Annotated in this window: 12 protein-coding genes; 5 read left to right on the forward strand and 7 right to left on the reverse strand. The window is 60.3% G+C overall.

Annotation, left to right across the window (positions count from 1 at the left end; genetic code table 11):
* The first annotated feature begins 9 nt into the window (after positions 1-9).
* Positions 10-351 (forward strand): YajD family HNH nuclease, encoded by a 342-nt coding sequence (locus ABD997_RS11330; RefSeq protein WP_345317131.1) that lies wholly within the window; start codon positions 10-12, stop codon positions 349-351.
* A gap of 32 nt (positions 352-383) precedes the next feature.
* Positions 384-815, forward strand: coding sequence for a YbaY family lipoprotein (locus ABD997_RS11335; protein WP_345317132.1), 432 nt, complete (start codon positions 384-386; stop codon positions 813-815).
* On the opposite strand, the gene fusA is transcribed toward ABD997_RS11335, so the two are convergent.
* Positions 812-2,914: an elongation factor G gene (gene fusA / locus ABD997_RS11340; RefSeq protein ID WP_345317133.1), complete on the reverse strand. Its 2,103-nt coding sequence runs from the start codon at positions 2,912-2,914 to the stop codon at positions 812-814. The genes ABD997_RS11335 and fusA overlap by 4 nt on opposite strands.
* A 135-nt stretch (positions 2,915-3,049) precedes the next feature.
* On the opposite strand from fusA, the gene ABD997_RS11345 reads away from it, so the two are divergent.
* The gene (locus tag ABD997_RS11345) at positions 3,050-3,736 is read left to right on the forward strand and encodes a DUF2461 domain-containing protein (protein WP_345317134.1); all 687 of its coding nucleotides are present in this window, start codon (positions 3,050-3,052) and stop codon (positions 3,734-3,736) included.
* Between the two features lie 168 nt (positions 3,737-3,904).
* Here the strand turns inward: ABD997_RS11345 and ABD997_RS11350 are convergent, their stop codons facing one another.
* Positions 3,905-4,432, reverse strand: a complete 528-nt coding sequence (locus ABD997_RS11350) for a DUF2058 domain-containing protein (RefSeq protein WP_345317135.1) — start codon at positions 4,430-4,432, stop codon at positions 3,905-3,907.
* 50 nt (positions 4,433-4,482) lie between these two features.
* Complete coding sequence (locus ABD997_RS11355; protein ID WP_345317136.1) at positions 4,483-4,947, reverse strand: tRNA (cytidine(34)-2'-O)-methyltransferase; 465 nt, start codon at positions 4,945-4,947, stop codon at positions 4,483-4,485.
* A 220-nt stretch (positions 4,948-5,167) separates the two neighbouring features.
* On the opposite strand from ABD997_RS11355, the gene fieF reads away from it, so the two are divergent.
* Positions 5,168-6,055 carry a cation efflux pump FieF gene (fieF, locus tag ABD997_RS11360; RefSeq protein ID WP_345317137.1) on the forward strand — a complete coding sequence of 296 codons (888 nt, stop codon included), beginning with the start codon at positions 5,168-5,170 and terminating at the stop codon, positions 6,053-6,055.
* 16 nt (positions 6,056-6,071) lie between these two features.
* Here the strand turns inward: fieF and glnG are convergent, their stop codons facing one another.
* The 4 genes from glnG to glnA all read right to left on the reverse strand — a co-directional run bounded on the left by glnG (position 6,072) and on the right by glnA (position 10,731).
* A complete protein-coding gene (gene glnG, locus ABD997_RS11365; RefSeq protein ID WP_345317138.1) occupies positions 6,072-7,463 on the reverse strand; it encodes a nitrogen regulation protein NR(I) in 1,392 nt (463 codons plus the stop codon).
* Complete coding sequence (gene glnL / locus ABD997_RS11370; protein ID WP_345317139.1) at positions 7,460-8,527, reverse strand: nitrogen regulation protein NR(II); 1,068 nt, start codon at positions 8,525-8,527, stop codon at positions 7,460-7,462. Before glnL ends, glnG begins: the two co-directional genes overlap by 4 nt.
* 76 nt (positions 8,528-8,603) lie before the next feature.
* Entirely contained in the window at positions 8,604-9,155 is a 552-nt protein-coding gene (locus ABD997_RS11375; protein WP_345317140.1) for a DUF4124 domain-containing protein, read from the reverse strand.
* A gap of 166 nt (positions 9,156-9,321) precedes the next feature.
* The gene (gene glnA / locus ABD997_RS11380; protein ID WP_345317141.1) at positions 9,322-10,731 is read right to left on the reverse strand and encodes a glutamate--ammonia ligase; all 1,410 of its coding nucleotides are present in this window, start codon (positions 10,729-10,731) and stop codon (positions 9,322-9,324) included.
* Positions 10,732-11,158: 427 nt separating this feature from the next.
* Between glnA and typA the strand changes: the two genes are divergently transcribed.
* Entirely contained in the window at positions 11,159-12,982 is a 1,824-nt protein-coding gene (typA, locus tag ABD997_RS11385) for a translational GTPase TypA (RefSeq protein ID WP_345317142.1), read from the forward strand.
* The last annotated feature ends 11 nt before the right edge of the window (positions 12,983-12,993 follow it).

Consider the following 12,993-nt stretch of genomic DNA (forward strand, 5'->3'; position numbering starts at 1 on the left):
AGAGTCATCATGGCCGTTATCCCGAAAAACTACGCCAGCCTGGAGCAGGGCTATAGAGACAGGGCGCTGAAGCTGTTTCCCTGGGTCTGTGGCCGTTGCGCCCGTGAGTTCCAGTACTCCAATCTGCGAGAGCTGACGGTGCACCATGTGGATCATGACCACACCAACAACCCGGCCGATGGCAGCAACTGGGAGCTGCTGTGCCTGTTTTGCCATGACAACGAGCATGAGAAATACACTCAGGCTGCGCAATATGGCAGTACCGTGCTGGCGGGAGAAGATCTCAAGCACGATGTGGCGACTCATAACCCCTTCGCCGATCTCAAGGCGATGATGGGTAACAAGCGCTGAAGTGGTACTCAATCTGTAAAGGAGCGCAACAGATGCACGAGTTAAAACAGTGGGGCTTAGGCGTCCTGACAGCAGTGGCACTGCTGGGGGTCAGTGGATGCGGCGAGTCGCAACCGGATGCGGGGGTGAACCCCGATTGGCCGACCATCGAAGGGGAGGCGTATTACCGGGAACGGATGCTGCTGCGGCCAGGAACCACCATGACGGTGACCCTGGAGGATGTCTCCAAGCAGGATGTGGCAGCAACGGCGGTCGCCAAGACCGCCATGGAGGTTCAGGGGGCGCCACCGTTCGTGTTTGCTCTGCAGTACGATCCGGCGTTGATCGATCCCCGAATGCGCTATTCGCTCAAGGTGCGTGTTGAGGAGGAGGGCCAGTTGCGCTTCATCAGCGATCGCCATGAAGATCCCTTCGAGGGTGACAATCGGATCCTGCTGATCGGCGCGGGTGGCCAGCCTCGCTAGCGCCCCGAGGCGCGGTTGAAGCCGCCGGCGGCCTCATCCTGCGCCTCATCCGGGTCTTCGTCCATCTGCTCGCAGAGCATTAACCGCCGAAGCTCGGCGGGCGGCACCAGTTCATAACGGCTGAAGGTCATCGACAGCTGACCTTTGCCGGCGGTCATCCCCTTGATCCGGGTGGCGTAGTCATCCAGTGCTGCCAGCGGGGCTTCGGCGAGGACAGCGACCAATTGGTTGGGGCGTACTTCGGTGCCGCAGATCATCCCCCTGCGCGACGTGAGATCGCCGGAGATATCACCGATCTTCTCCTGGGGAACCAGCACCTCCAGTTTCACCAGCGGCTCCAGCAGGGCCGGTTCCGCCTGTTTGGCGGCCTCAATAAAGGCTTTCTTGCCCGCCATCACAAAGGCGATCTCCTTGGAGTCTACCGGGTGGTGTTTACCATCCAGCAGGACGACCCGGATATCCTGCATCGGGTAACCCGCCAGAACCCCTTCGTTCATCGCCTCGATCACCCCTTTTTTTACCGCCGGGATGAAGGGGGCAGGGATGGCACCCCCGACTACCTCACTGACGAACTCAAAGCCTTCCTCGCGCTCAAGTGGTGAAATTGCGAGCGCCACTTCGCCAAACTGGCCCGCTCCACCGGTCTGTTTCTTGTGGCGGTAGCGGGCCTCGGCCTCCAGGGTGATGGTTTCCCGATAGGCCAGCGAGGGTTTGTGGGTCTCCAGCTCAAGGTTGAACACCTGTTGCGCTTTTTCCAGCGCGATCTGAAGGTGCATCTCCCCCAGGCCCTGAAGCACCGTTTCGTTTTCGCTTCCGGCATGGGTGATCTGCAGGCTGGGGTCTTCACTCACCAGTTTGTTCAGCACTTCCGCCAGTTTCTGTTCATCCCCCCGCCGTTTCGGCTGTACGGCCAGGGCAAATAGGGGCTGGGGCAGCTCGGGATCGGGCAGATGGAAGTTATCCTCTTCGTGGTTGTCATGCAGGATGGCGCCTACCTCGAGCCCCTCTATTTTGGCGACGGCACAGATGTCGCCGGCGACACCCTCCTGGATATCGAGCTGTTTGCGTCCCTGAAGTTTCAGTAGGTGGGTGATCTTGACCGCTTTGCGTTGGCTACCGAGGAACAGCTTCTGTCCCTTTCGAACCTTACCCTGGTAGATGCGAAAAAGACCCAGGCGGCCGGCATAGGGATCGATGACGATACGGAACAGGTGCGCCAGCAGGTGCGCATCGGCGTCGGGGGTGATCACCACCGGCTGGGCCTCCTCACCGAAGCCATTGAGGAACTCGGGCGGGTTAGCCTCCAGCGGACTGGGCATCACCTGCGCCAGGGCATCGAGCAACAGGTCGATGCCCTGGTCCCGTTCAACGCTGGTAAAACAGACGGGAACCAACTCCCCCTGTCGCAGCGCCTTCTCCAGAGGGGCATGAAGCTGCTGTGGCGTTAATGTTTCGTCCTGCTCCAGGTAGAGGTTCATCAGTGCCTCATCCTGCTCCACCACCACGTCCACCAGGGCTTCCTGGCAGCGGGTAGCGTCCGCAAACAGGGTGGGGGTTTCAAAGTCCGGCTGCAGGTAGCAGTCCACCACGGCCTGTCCGTCGGCACTGGGCAGGTTCAGGGGAAGGCAGCCATGACCGAACTGCTCCTGGATCTCCGTCAGTAGCGGCTCCAGCTGAGACGGGTTGGTGTCGATCTGGTTGATCACTATCATCACTGACTTGCCCTGCTGACGGGCGAGTTCGAAAGCGCGCTGGGTGACCGACTCGATCCCCCTTGCGGCGTTGATCAGCAGTAGGGCCCCCTCTACTGCCGGCATCACCAGCTGGGTGCGACCAAAGAAGTCGGGTAATCCGGGGGGGTCGATCAGGTTGATGTGGCGCCCCTGGTGGTCCAGCGAGAGGACACTCGGTTCGAGGCTATGGTGGTGGGCGTGTTCCTGGGCGGTAAAATCCGCGTGGTTGGTACCGTCATCAACCCGGCCCTGTTTGTGGATGGCCCGGGCATGAAAGAGCAGGGCCTCCAGCAAACTGGATTTTCCGCTGCCAGCGTGGCCAATCAGGGCGACATTCCTGATTGCATCGGTACTGTGGTCGGGCATGAATCGCTCCTCTGGATTTTGGCGTTCTGGAAGATGAGTTAGTTGCCTATATTCCCGGTTATTGACGACGCTAAAGGGTTTAAGCTCAGGTAGATACAGCATAGTCGCCCCAGCGCTCTAAGGAGGGTTCCTCCCATGGAAAATGGCTACTTCAACAGCGCCAGCCTGGCGTTTCTTACTCAATTGCGTCGCCACAATGAGCGAACCTGGTTTCATGCCAACAAGCCCGATTATGAACACTATGTTCGGCAGCCGGCGCTTAACCTGATCGCCAATTTCGCCCCTAGGTTGGCGGAGTTTGCTCCGCGTTTTCGGGCGGAAGCGAAGCGGGTGGGGGGGTCCCTGATGCGGCCCTACCGGGATACCCGCTTTGCCAAAGATAAGACCCCCATCAAGACCAACGTGGGGATCCAGTTTCGTCATGATCTGGGCAAGGACGTGCATGCACCGGGCTACTACCTGCATATTGAACCGGGGGCCAGCTTTCTCGGTGTCGGCACCTGGCGGCCTGACCCCAAAGCCCTGGCGGCCATTCGGACCGCCATCGACCAGGCCCCGCTGCGCTGGCTGGCGGCCCGGGATGATGGGGCGTTCTGCGGTCGCTTCCAACTTTCCGGTGACAGCCTGGTTCGACCGCCGCGGGGCTATGACAAGGACCATCCCCAGCTGGAGGACATTAAGCGCAAGGACTTCATCGCCATCCACCGCCTGGAGGATGGTGAAGTGCTGGGCGAGGCGCTGCTGGATCGGATGGAGGCGGTCTACCGGGAGGCGGAACCCTTTATGCGATTCCTCTGCCAGGCGATGAAGGTGCCGTTTTAGGCTTCAGCTTTTGCGTCAGCTCCGGCGTGCTCGACTCGACCCCAGCCTGGGCACTCCTTAGCCGCGAGCGGCAGCGACACCTTTGTCCTGGATCAGCGCTGGTATGAGATCGCCCCCTAGCCCATAAACAGCAACGCCCGCATGCGCGGGCGTTGAAAATTCGGGTGGTTACCACATCAGATCATCGGGGATCTGGTAGTCGGCGTAGGGATCATCCTCGTCCAGTTCCGCTTGGGTGTTACGGTCGTTGCGCAGCACGATGAAGCTGTCGTCCCGTTGGGCGACCTTGTCCGCCACCCCGGTGGGGATCAGGTAATAGCTCTGCTCCAACTTGGCGATCGCCAGTTGACCGTTGACCAAACCACGCTGCAGGGCTTCGGTGACAAACACCTTGGTGATGGTGCCCTGATCGGAAAAGTTGTAGGGGATCTCCCCGCGATCTCTAGGCTGTGCATTGCTGGTGATCAACTGACGGATCTGCGCCTGCAGCGCCTTTTTATCCGCCTCTGCCTTGCGCTCGGCATTGAGCAGGCGATCTTTTTCCGCTTGTTCCAGCTTCTTTTTGGCAGCCAGCTCCTTGGCTTCGTTGACCACCTTCTTGCCGGATTTCAGCGCGCGGTGTTTGGCCTTGTTGGCTTTCTTGGCGTCGTGCTTGCTGACAAGCCCCGCCTTCATCAGTTGATCTTGCAGTGACATGGTGGATTCTCGCGGTGGGTTATGCCGGTTAATTGTATCAACTTGCCGGCTCAGAGGGCACCGGCAAAGTCCAGCTGGCGCCAGGCTTCGTAGCTGACGATGGAGACGGCGTTGGCCAGGTTGAGGCTGCGGGCGTCCTTGAGCATGGGGATGCGGATCCGCTGTTCGGCGGGGATAGCTTCACGCACCTCCGCTGGCAGCCCCCGGCTCTCAGGGCCAAACAGCAGCACGTCACCGGCCCGGTAGCTCGGCTCGGTATGGGGACGGCTGCCCTTGGTGGTGAGGGCAAAGATGCGCCGTCCCGCCATCGCTGAGAGAAACGCGGGGTAGTCCGGGTAGCGGGTGACCGAGGTGAGTTCGGCGTAGTCCAGTCCGGCCCGGCGCAGTTTCTTCTCTTCCATGTCGAAGCCCAGAGGCTCGATCAGGTGGAGATGACAGCCGTTGTTGGCACAAAGACGGATGATGGCGCCGGTGTTGGGGGCGATCTCCGGCTCATAGAGGGCAATTTCAAACATAAACGGGGTTCCTGACGCTGATGCGCCCGTTTTACTCTGGCCCGCGGGCAAAGGCAAGTACCCGCCCTCCCCAGAGGCAGGCCTGAGACAGGGCATGAACTCAACAGCAAGCTGCAACCTGGCGCAAGGGGATGTCGGATGAGAAGCCAGGGCATTGCGTCTCGCGTTGCACAACGAGCTGATACACTGGATCAAAGGGACTATTGCAACTGGAGACAGCATGTCCTCCCCTCCTGCCTCTGACGCCTCGAAGCAGTATGAACGCTGGATCCACCTGGCCACCCGAGCTTCGGTGGCTACGGCGGTGGTGTTGATCCTGGCCAAGCTGGCGGCCTGGCTCCTTTCCGGCTCTGCTAGCCTGTTGGCCTCCCTGACCGACTCCATGATGGATGCCATGGCCTCCCTGGTGAATTTCTACGCCCTTCGACTGGCGCTGCAGCCGGCGGATCATCACCACCGGTTTGGTCACGGCAAGGCGGAGCCGCTGGCAACCCTGGCCCAGTCCGGATTCATTCTCGGCTCGGCGATGCTGTTGCTGTTTCACGGTGTTGAGCGCGTTTTCTCGCCGGTGGAGGTCAGCCACTCCGGCCTCGGGATCGGAGTGACCCTCTTCGCCATCCTGGCAACTTTGCTGCTGTTGGCCATACAGCGCCGAGCGGTGGCTGCTACCGGCTCCACCGCCATCGCCGCCGATGCCCTGCACTATCGCTCTGATCTGCTGCTAAACGGTGCCGTACTGTTGGCCCTGGCGCTGGCACAGTGGGGGATGGCATGGGCCGATGGCGCTTTTGCGGTGGTGATCGCGCTCTATATCGGTTGGGGCGCAGCCGGGTTGGGCCATGAAGCGGTTCAGCTTCTGCTGGATCGGGAGGCGGATCCGGATATCCGGCTCAAAGTGGTGGAACTGGTGGAGCAGGACGGCAACGTGCGTGGGATCCATGACCTGAGAACCCGTGTTTCCGGCAATACCCTCTGTGTGCAGATGCATCTGGAGTTGGATGCCCAACTGCTGCTGCGCGACGCCCATGCCATCGCCGATGGGGTGGAGCAGCGTATCCGCCGTGCCTTCCCCCACGCCGATATCATCGTACACCAGGACCCGGTGTAGCTCGCCCAAGCCGGTGTTAACTCTCCATCTTCAGCTCTTTGAGCTTTCGGGTCAGGGTGTTGCGGCCCCAGCCGAGCAGGCGGGCGGCATCCTGTTTATGTCCCTGACTGTGGTGCAGGGCGACTTTTAGCAGGGTGCGCTCGAAAGCGGGTTGGGCCTGTGCCAGGAGATCCTCCTCGCCCGCTTCCAGCGCCTGGCCCACCCAGAGTGCCAGCTGTTCTGTCCAGTCGCCGGTCTCCTGGTGGGATGCCACGGCGTTGAGCTCCGGCGGCAGATCGGTCTCCAGGATAGCCTGTCCGGACGCCATCACCGTCATCCAGCGGCAGGCATTTTCCAGTTGCCGCACGTTGCCCGGCCAGTCGAAACGGCAGAGGCGCTTCTCCGCTTCGCTGCTGAGCTGCTTGGGCTCGCCGCCGAGCTCCTCCGCGGCCTTGGTCAGGAAGTGGCGGGCGAGCGTCGGGATATCTTCTCGCCGCTCATTGAGCGGTGGGAGCTGGATCCGGAATACGTTGAGGCGATGGAAGAGATCCTCCCGAAATAGCCCGTCGCGAACCCGGGACTCCAGGTTCTGGTGGGTAGCGGCGACGATGCGCACATCCACCTTTATCGGCTGATGGCCGCCAACCCGGTAAAACTGACCGTCTGCCAGCACGCGGAGCAGGCGGGTCTGCACATCCAGGGGCATGTCCCCGATCTCGTCCAGGAACAGGGTGCCCCCGTTGGCCTGCTCGAAACGGCCCTGGCGTAACCCACCGGCACCGGTAAAGGCCCCTTTTTCATGACCAAAGAGCTCGGATTCGATCAGGTCCTTGGGGATGGCCGCCATGTTGAGGGCGACAAAGGGGTGGTCGGCGCGGGGGCTGTGCTTGTGCAGGGCGCTGGCGACCAGCTCCTTACCGGTGCCGGATTGGCCATTGATCAGCACGCTGATGGAGGAGCGGGCCAGTCGGCCGATGGCGCGGAACACCTCCTGCATTGCAGGTGCCTCGCCGAGGATCTCCGGAACCGCCTGGCGCTGAGGTCGGGTGCGACGGGTACGGCTGGCGCTGTGCTCCAGGGCCCGGCGTACCAGAGCCAGGGCTTCATCGATGTCGAAGGGCTTGGGCAGGTACTCGAACGCACCGGCCTGGTAGGCCCCGACCGCGCTGTCGAGGTCCGAGTGGGCGGTCATGATCAGTACCGGCAGCTCAGGGTGCTGGCTCTTGATCCTTTGCAGCAGCGTGAGTCCGTCGGTACCGGGCATGCGGATATCCGACAGGATAACCTCGGGCTGGCTGTGTTCCAGCGCCTGCCACAGGGACTCAGGGTGGGAGAAGCTGGTGCAGCTTATCTCTGCCCGTTTTAGTGCGCGCTCCAGTACCCAGCGGATGGAGCTGTCATCATCCAATATCCAGACTTGTTCGCTCACGGTGCCTCCTTTTCAAAGATGAGTGGCAGCAGCAGGGTGAATTCGGTGTGGCCTGGCCAGCTTTCCAGCTCGATCCGTCCCTGGTGTTGGCTGACGATGTTCTGGGCGATGGAGAGGCCCAGGCCACTGCCATCGGCTTTATCGGTGACCATGGGGTAGAACAAAGTGTCTCGCAGCGCACTGGGGATCCCGGGGCCGTTGTCGATGATGCTGACGGACACCACCTGACGATGGCGCTTGCCGGCAATGGTGGCGGCTCCTTGGCTGCGGGTCCGCAGCATCAACCTGGGTTGCCCTTCCGGCAGCGAAGACATCGCCTGGAGCGCGTTGCGCAGGATGTTGAGCAGGGCCTGCTGCAGCTGTTCGTTGTCCATCAAAAAATCGGGAATGGAGGGGTCATAATCGCGCTCGATCTGCAGCGGCCGCTCGCTCTCGAGTTGGCAGAGTCGGCTGGTCTGCTCCAGCAGTTTATGGATGTTGGCTAACTGCCATTGGCCCGGATGCTGGGGGCCCAGTAGCCGGTCGACCAGGTTACGCAGTCGGTCTGCCTGCTCGATAATGATGGCGGTAAACTCTTTGAGTTCGTCGGTTGCCAGCTCCATCTCCAGCAGCTGGGCTGCCCCGCGCAGTCCCCCCAGGGGGTTCTTGATCTCATGGGCAAGGCCACGCACCAGAAGTTGCGCAGCGTGGTGCTGGGCATACTGCTGTATCTCCTGACTGATACGGTGCTGTTGATCCACAACCCGTGCCTCGATCAGGGTATGGCCCTCCCCCAGGGGGCTGAACGCCAGGTCGACGGTGTGATGCTGGTTATCCAGGGTCAGCAGTGACAGGGCATACAGGGAGCGACCCTGGTCACCGGTCAGGGCCTGTGTCAGTGTCGTGTTATCGGCGGAGATCTGGCTGTAGAGGGTCTCCAGCGGGCAGCCCAGCATACGGCGACTGCCCATCCCGAGCAGTTGCTCTGCCGCCATGTTGGCGTACTGAACCTGGCGATTCGGGTCCAGCCGCAGCACAGCGGTGGAGAGGTGATCTAACAGTTGTGGGTCAGGGGCTGAGCCCATGGGGTGCATCCTTCTCGCTAGCTTGTGCGATCTGGCACCACCATAGCACTGCACCAAAAGGGTGCATAGTCTCAGCTTACTTCGGCATGGCCCCCCGGGGCGTTGGCTTGGGCTGCGGGCGTTTTGCCGGGATAAGAATCGAATGGCGATGCAGATAAACGGTTCTTAATGGGCTTGATGCAAGGACTTTGCCGTTTTTGTCGACCACCTTGGCTTGAAGTTGATGTTCGCCCCGATCCAGGTTGTCCAGGGCGAAGGAGCCACCTCCGCCGAGGGTGCGGACCTGAACGCCGTCGAGAAACAGCTGCACCCGGTGGCCGTCGGCCAGTTCCGGCTCGAGGCTGATGTCCAATCCAAGCTGACCGTTATTGTCTCGGACGGTGGCTTCCTCCGAGGGGCTTCGGATCCCGATCTTATACTCAGGGCCGCTCTCCTCCACCGGTTTGGGGGTCACCGGGGGCGGGGAGGGCAGGGAGATGGTGCTGCCCTCGCTGAGTGCAACAGACTCGGCCCCTGGCTGGGGCTTATCGGAGTAGTGAACCTGGCCGTTCTCATCCACCCACTTGTAGATCTGGGCGGTGCCACATAAAGGAATAAAAAGTAGGGAGATCAAAAACAAACGGCGCATGGTTTAGCTCCAGAGTTTGCCATCGGATGCTTCTCTGAGTGTAGTGTCTGCCTGCAAAGAAAAAAACCCACCCGGGCACCGGGTGGGTTTTGAGAGTGCCTGTGAACGACTTTGTTTTTATTGAGGGTACACAGGTTTGATCACCGCAGTAAGGCGTCGAAGGGCCTTACACGCTGTAGTACATCTCGAACTCAACCGGGTGAGTGGTCATATCCAGACGCTCAACTTCGGCCCGCTTCAACTTGATGTAGGAGTTGATGAAGTCATCGGAGAATACGCCACCGGCGGTGAGGAACTCACGGTCCGCATCCAGGCAGTCCAGCGCCTGAGAGAGGCTAGAGGCCACGGTCGGGATCTCAGCCGCCTCTTCTGCCGGCAGGTCGTAGAGATCTTTGTCCATCGCTTCGCCGGGATGGATCTTGTTGATGATGCCGTCCAGACCCGCCATCAGCATGGCTGAGAAGGCCAGGTAGGGGTTGGCAGTCGGATCCGGGAAGCGCACCTCGATGCGGCGGCCTTTCGGGCTTGGTACCACGGGGATACGGATGGACGCGGAGCGGTTACGGGCGGAGTAGGCCAGCATGACCGGGGCTTCAAAGCCGGGTACCAGACGCTTGTAGGAGTTGGTCGAGGCGTTGGCAAAGGCGTTGATGGCACGGGCGTGCTTGATGATACCGCCGATGTAGTACAGCGCGGTTTCGGACAGGCCGCCGTACTTGTCGCCGGCAAAGAGGTTCACGCCATCTTTGCTCAGAGACTGGTGGCAGTGCATGCCGGAGCCGTTGTCGCCAACAACGGGCTTGGGCATGAAAGTGGCAGACTTATTGTAGGCGTGCGCTACGTTGTGGATCACGTACTTCAGCACCTGCAGCTCATCGGCTTTCTCGACGATGCTGTTGAACTTGGTGGCAATCTCGTTCTGGCCTGCGGTGGCCACTTCATGGTGGTGGGCTTCGACGGTCTGACCCATCTCTTCGAGCACCAGACACATGGCGGAGCGGATATCCTGGGCGGAATCCACCGGGGAGACCGGGAAGTAACCGCCCTTGATGCCGGGGCGATGCCCCTTGTTGCCTTCCGCGTACTCCTTGTCGGAGTTCCACGCCGCTTCTTCTGCATCGATGGAGTACATGGAGCCGGACATGTCGCTCTTGTATTTCACGTCATCGAACAGGAAAAACTCCGGTTCCGGACCGAAAAAGACGTCATCGGCGATGCCGGTGGACTGCATGTAGGACTTGGCACGCTTGGCGATGGAGCGCGGGTCGCGATCGTAGCCTTCCATGGTCGCGGGCTCAATGATGTCACAGCGAACGTTGATGGTTTCAACGTCAGTGAAGGGGCAGAGCACGGCGGTGGACGGGTCCGGCATCAGGATCATGTCGGACTCGTTGATCCCTTTCCAGCCCTGGATAGAGGAGCCGTCGAACATTTTGCCCTCTTCAAAGAAGTCGGCATCGATCTGGCTTACCGGGATGGAAACGTGCTGCTCCTTACCCTTGGTGTCGGTGAAGCGCAGGTCAACGAACTTAGCGTCGTGTTCTTCAATCAGTTTCAATACATTTTCGACAGACATCTTATAAGCCTCCAATGGCATAAATTCGAGTGGCAACGAATGATGGCCAGCCTTAAGCCATCCTTGTGCCAAGTTTTTATATATTTGAAAAATATACAAAATTATCCATTCCCTGATCATCGTGATGCAGGGCTTGCCCTACATTGAGGCGCAGAATTACCGCTTTGCACCATTGTGGTGCGGTGCGTGTGCGCCCCGGGTCGGGTTGCGGATCCCGGTTTCGGTGCGGGTACTTTTCCCGTACTCGCCCGTTCCGAGGGCCCATAATGGAGAATTTCTTGCCGCTGGGCCATCCTTTCTGTCGCAGTGGGCGGCGCTTTACAGTACAATCGCCGCCGAAAATTTACCCCGCGAAGGGGTTGCTATTGGTCCGCTGCTACGGCAGGTCGGGCCCTTCCCTAATGCCCCTTTGCCTGGAGAGATCACTTTGAGCATCGAAAACTTGCGTAACGTGGCAATCATCGCCCACGTTGACCACGGCAAAACCACCCTGGTCGATAAACTGTTGGGCCAGTCCGGCACCTTTGACGATCGTGTCGCCCTGGACGAGCGCGTCATGGACTCCAACGACATCGAGAAAGAGCGTGGTATTACCATCCTGGCGAAGAACACCGCCATCAAGTGGAACGATTACCGCATCAACATCGTGGACACTCCTGGGCACGCCGACTTCGGTGGTGAAGTAGAGCGCGTTATGTCCATGGTGGACTCCGTTCTGCTGCTGGTGGACGCGCAAGAGGGCCCGATGCCGCAGACCCGCTTCGTGACCCAGAAAGCCTTTGCCCTGGGCCTTAAGCCGATCGTGGTGATCAACAAGATCGACAAGCCCGGCGCCCGTCCTGACTGGGTGATGGATCAGGTGTTTGACCTGTTCGACAACCTGGGTGCCACCGACGAGCAGCTGGACTTCAAGGTTGTGTATGCTTCCGCGTTGAACGGCTGGGCCTCCAACGAGGAAGGCGTGACGAAAGAGGACATGACCGATCTGTTCCAGACGATCGTCGATGAAGTGGCACCGCCGGCGGCCGATCCGGAAGGCGCCTTCCAGATGCAGATCTCCCAGCTGGACTACAACAGCTATGTCGGCGTGATCGGCGTTGGCCGCATCGCCCGCGGTAAAGTGAAAGTGAACCAGCAGGTGACCATTGAGTGCGCCAACGGCAATGTTCGCAACGCGAAAGTGGGTAAAGTGATGGGCTACATGGGCCTGGAGCGTCACGACGTCGAAGAGGCACAAGCCGGTGACATCATTGCCATCTCCGGCTTGGGTGAGCTGAAAATTTCAGACACCGTGTGCTGCCCGCACGAAGTTGAAGCCCTGCCTGCCCTGTCCGTGGATGAGCCGACCGTGACCATGACCTTCCAGGTCAACACCTCGCCCTTTGCTGGTCAGGAAGGTAAATACGTTACCTCCCGTAACATCCTCGAGCGTCTGCAGAAAGAGCTGGTGCACAACGTGGCGCTGCGGGTGGAAGAGACCGACGACCCGGACAAGTTCAAGGTCTCCGGCCGGGGTGAACTGCACCTGGGTATCCTTATCGAAAACATGCGTCGTGAAGGCTTCGAGCTGGCGGTATCCCGCCCGGAAGTGATCATGCGCACCGTTGATGGGGAGTTGCACGAGCCTTACGAAACCGTCACCATCGATGTGGAGGAGCAGCATCAGGGCTCCATCATGGAGAAGATGGGCCTGCGTAAGGCAGAGCTGACCGACATGGCGCCGGACGGCAAAGGCCGGATCCGCATGGATTTCATCATGCCCTCCCGCGGCCTGATCGGCTTCCAGACCGAGTTCATGACCCTGACCTCCGGCTCTGGTCTGATCTACCACACTTTCTACGAGTACGGCCCGCACAAGGGCGGCGAGATCGGTCAGCGTGTTAACGGTGTCCTGATCGCCAACGCCACCGGTAAGGCCCTGACCAACGCCCTGTTCAACCTGCAGGAGCGAGGCCGCTTGATGGTGGGCCACGGTACTGAGGTGTACGAGGGGATGATCGTCGGCATTCACAGCCGTGACAACGATCTGACCGTCAACGCCCTGAAAGGCAAGCAGCTGACCAACGTCCGAGCCTCCGGTACCGACGACGCCCAGGTGCTGACCCCGCCGATCAAGATGACCCTGGAGCAGGCGCTGGAGTTCATCGACAACGATGAGCTGGTGGAGGTCACCCCGGAAAGCATCCGCATTCGCAAGAAGCTGCTGACCGAGTCCGACCGTAAGCGCGCCAGCCGCCAGGCCAAGGGCTAACCAGCTTAGGC

It is taken from the genome of Ferrimonas gelatinilytica, from assembly GCF_039544205.1.
Classification (GTDB): Bacteria; Pseudomonadota; Gammaproteobacteria; order Enterobacterales; family Shewanellaceae; genus Ferrimonas; species Ferrimonas gelatinilytica.

Bases quoted from the DNA above. Each gene is read 5' to 3' on its own strand.
- ABD997_RS11330 (WP_345317131.1), top strand. From the start codon at position 10: ATGGCCGTTATCCCGAAAAACTACGCCAGCCTGGAGCAGGGCTATAGA.
- ABD997_RS11335 (WP_345317132.1), top strand. From the start codon at position 384: ATGCACGAGTTAAAACAGTGGGGCTTAGGCGTCCTGACAGCAGTGGCA.
- fusA (WP_345317133.1), bottom strand. From the start codon at position 2,914: ATGCCCGACCACAGTACCGATGCAATCAGGAATGTCGCCCTGATTGGC.
- ABD997_RS11345 (WP_345317134.1), top strand. From the start codon at position 3,050: ATGGAAAATGGCTACTTCAACAGCGCCAGCCTGGCGTTTCTTACTCAA.
- ABD997_RS11350 (WP_345317135.1), bottom strand. From the start codon at position 4,432: ATGTCACTGCAAGATCAACTGATGAAGGCGGGGCTTGTCAGCAAGCAC.
- ABD997_RS11355 (WP_345317136.1), bottom strand. From the start codon at position 4,947: ATGTTTGAAATTGCCCTCTATGAGCCGGAGATCGCCCCCAACACCGGC.
- fieF (WP_345317137.1), top strand. From the start codon at position 5,168: ATGTCCTCCCCTCCTGCCTCTGACGCCTCGAAGCAGTATGAACGCTGG.
- glnL (WP_345317139.1), bottom strand. From the start codon at position 8,527: ATGGGCTCAGCCCCTGACCCACAACTGTTAGATCACCTCTCCACCGCT.
- ABD997_RS11375 (WP_345317140.1), bottom strand. From the start codon at position 9,155: ATGCGCCGTTTGTTTTTGATCTCCCTACTTTTTATTCCTTTATGTGGC.
- glnA (WP_345317141.1), bottom strand. From the start codon at position 10,731: ATGTCTGTCGAAAATGTATTGAAACTGATTGAAGAACACGACGCTAAG.